Source organism: Actinoplanes sp. NPDC051633 (assembly GCF_040681735.1).
Classification (GTDB): domain Bacteria; phylum Actinomycetota; class Actinomycetes; order Mycobacteriales; family Micromonosporaceae; genus Actinoplanes.
In genome coordinates this window covers 1-3,170 of the sequence record NZ_JBFAZH010000922.1, presented here as the reverse complement: position 1 = coordinate 3,170, position 3,170 = coordinate 1, and the positions used below count along the sequence as shown (strand labels likewise).

Here is a 3,170-nt window from a genome sequence, read left to right as displayed (position 1 = left end):
GGTCACCACCACGGTGTTCGTGCCGTGCGGGCGGGTGGCGGTGGCGGTGTTCGCGCTGCCGGCCGCGCCCGTGGTGGCCTTGTTGATCACCTTGACGTAGTGGTTCGGCGGGGTCAGCGTCACGGCGGCCGGGCTGCCGGCGGCCGCGCCGGGGCCGGTCGCGACGATGACCGCGCCGGCGTCGTAGTCGGTGTTCGGCGCGACGGTCAGCGCCGAGATGGGCGACGCGTACGAGTAGGGCTCGTCGTCCCAGACCCAGTCGGTGCCGAGCCGGACCGAGTCGAACCAGGTGTCGTCGGCGACCAGGTCACCGGTGACGACCTTCAGGCCGGTCGCGGCCACGTCGGCGGCGAGGGCGTCGAGGTCGCTCGCCAGCACGGTCGGGTCGCCGCCGCCGCGCAGGTAGAGGTTCGTGCCGGAGGTCAGCACGTCGGTGTGGAACCGGTGGTCCGGCCCGAGCACCTCCAGCGCCGCGATCGACGTGCGGATCTTCTGGTTCGACGCCGGGATCAGCCGCTGGTTGACGTTGCGCTCGTACAGCGCCTCGCCGGTCACCGCGTCCCGGACCTCGAGCCCGGCCGAGGCGCCGGCCAGCCGGGAGTCGGCCAGGATCTGATCCAGCGCGGCGGTCAGGGCCGGGTCGCCGGCCGCGCCCCGCACGCCGGTCGCAGGTCCCAGCGCGGCCACCAAGGTCAATATCGCACTCGCGACGAATACTCGCCGCCCCCGTCGAATGTCCATGGTGCACACAATGCCCTCAGGCGGCCGCGCAGGAAAGTACTGTGTCGACAGAGCGATCGACATCGCTCTCATCGGTGGACCAGTTCGAGACGGATATCCGGATTGCGGCGACGCCGCGCCAGGTCGTGCCGCTCATCCAGCACGTGCCGTCCTCCTGCACCCGCTTGAGCACCTCACGGGTGCGTTCGTCGGACCCGAACCGCACCAGGACCTGGTTGAGCGTCACCTCGTTGAGGATCTCGGCGCCGCCGGCGGCCAGGCCGAGCGCGAACCGGCGGGCCATCGCGCAGTTCCGCTCGACCAGCTCGGCGACCCCGTCGCGGCCCAGCGCCCGCAGCGCCGCGTAGACGGCGAAGCCGCGCGCCCGCCGGGAGTGCTCGGGAACGTAGTCGACGGCGTCGCGCTCACCGTGCTCGGCGTTCATCAGGTAGCTGGCCCGCGCGCCCATCGCGGCCTGATGCGCGGCGGGGTGGGCGCACAGCACGAGGCTGGAGTCGTAGGGCACGTTGAGCCACTTGTGCGCGTCCACCGCCCACGAGTCGGCCCTCTCGATGCCGGCGGTCATGTGCCTGAGCTGGGGGCTGGCGGCGGCCCACATGCCGAACGCGCCGTCCACATGCACCCACGCCCCGGCCTCGTGCGCCACGTCGATGATCTCGCCCATCGGGTCGATGGCGCCGGAGTTGACGTTGCCGGCCTGCGCGCACACGATGGCCGGCCCGTCGCCCGCGGCCAGGGTCTCGCGGAGCGCGGAGGCGAGCATGCGGCCCTGGTCGTCCGCCTCGACCGGCACGGCGCAACCCTTGCCCATGCCGAGGAAGCGCAGCGCCCGGTCGATCGTGCCGTGCCGCTCGCCGCCGACCAGCACCCGTACCTTGGGCGCGCCCCACAGCCCGTCGGCGTCGACGTCCCGGCCGAGGCGGCGCAGCACCTCCCGGACGCCGATCGCGAGCGCGGTGAAGTTGGCCATCTGCGCCCCGGTGACGAAGCCGGCGGACGTCTGCGGCGGCAGGCCGAGCAGGTCGATCGCCCAGCCGGCGGCCGCCTCCTCGCAGACCATCGCGGAGGGACCGAGCACGTAGAGCCCCGCGTTCTGGTCCCACACGGAGGTGAGCCAGTCGGCGGCCAGCGCGGCCGGTGTGGCGCCGCCGACGACGAAGCCGAAGTACCGGCCTGCGCCCGACGCCACCACGCCGGGTCCGGCCGCGGCGGCGAGCGCGGCGACGACCTCGCCGGGTGGCTGAGGTCCTTGCGGCAGCGGTACGCCCAGAGCCGCGCGCAACTCCTCGAGCGTGACGGCGGGCGTGACGGGCCGCTCGGGCAGCCCGTCCAGGTAGGTGAGCGCGTGCTGGTACGCCGGCTCGAGCGCGGAATTCCAGTCGACCTTGTGCATGGCGTGAGCCTAAGCTCGCCGGTCGTGGATCGGAGTCGGTTGAACAGCGCGGCCCGGGAAGCATTCGGCCGGGACCTGACCGGAGCCGCCCGCCTGGCGGGTGGATCGCGCAAAGGGGTCTACCGGCTCACCCTGGACGACGCGACCACGGCGATCGCATACGTGTGGACGGCCGAGGAGAACTACTGGCCCGCGCGCGAGGGCGACGGCGATCCCGCGGAGATGTTCAACGCGGGGGTGGGGCTCGAGCTCTACCTGGCCGCACAGCAGCGGCTCGCCTCGCTGGGGCTGCGGACTCCGGCAATCTATCTGGCCGGCGGCGACCTGGCGATCGTCGAGGACTTCCCCGGCGAGGATCTGGAGGACCGGCTCGCCCGCGACCCCGCCGCCGCCGAGCCGGTGATGGCGCGGCTCGCCGAGGATCTCGCGGCCATGCGGGCGTATCGGGCGCCGGCGTACGGGAAGGTTGCCTTCGTCGACGCCGGCGGGCGGCCGAACGGCGGTGAGGTGCTGGCCTTCGGCCGGCGGATGCTCCGCGAGGCCGCGGCCCGCGACGCCCGAATCGCGGCGGCGCGGGAGAGGCTGTCCGACAAGCTGCTCGAGCTGGCGGCGGCCGTGCAACCGCGGGCCGAATACTCGGTCGTGCACGGCGAGTTGTGGGGCCACGTGCTGATCGACGGCGACGAGCGGCCGGTCATGATCGACATCGAGGACCTGATGTATTTCGACGTCGAGTGGGAGCACGTCTTCCTGGGCTTCCGGCTCGGCGCGGATTACCACCGGCTGGCCGTGGACGGACTCGACGGCGACCGGGTCGCCTTCTACACGCTCGTGCAGCGGCTGTCGCTGACCGCCGGGCCGCTGCGACTGCTCGAGGGCGACTATCCCAACCGGGCGTTCATGCAGGGCATCGCCGACTGGAACGGCGCTCAGGCGATCAAGCTGTGCAGCGGTCCGACAGCGCGTAGCGGAGCAGGACCACGCTCTCCATCCGGGTGACACCGGCGAGGCGCGCCGGGTTGTCCGGCGACCAGGG

General features: G+C 72.9%; 3 protein-coding genes. 1 reads left to right on the top strand and 2 read right to left on the bottom strand.

Annotated elements, in window-relative coordinates; genetic code table 11:
- Window positions 1–687 (bottom strand): D-alanyl-D-alanine carboxypeptidase/D-alanyl-D-alanine-endopeptidase (gene dacB / locus AB0M20_RS34550; protein ID WP_364304562.1); only part of this gene is annotated, 687 nt, incomplete at its 3' end.
- A 70-nt stretch (window positions 688–757) separates the two neighbouring features.
- The gene (locus tag AB0M20_RS34545; RefSeq protein WP_364304560.1) at window positions 758–2,134 is read right to left on the bottom strand and encodes an aminotransferase class V-fold PLP-dependent enzyme; all 1,377 of its coding nucleotides are present in this window, start codon (window positions 2,132–2,134) and stop codon (window positions 758–760) included.
- Between the two features lie 24 nt (window positions 2,135–2,158).
- Between AB0M20_RS34545 and AB0M20_RS34540 the strand changes: the two genes are divergently transcribed.
- Window positions 2,159–3,133 (top strand): aminoglycoside phosphotransferase family protein, encoded by a 975-nt coding sequence (locus AB0M20_RS34540; RefSeq protein WP_364304558.1) that lies wholly within the window; start codon window positions 2,159–2,161, stop codon window positions 3,131–3,133.
- The last annotated feature ends 37 nt before the right edge of the window (window positions 3,134–3,170 follow it).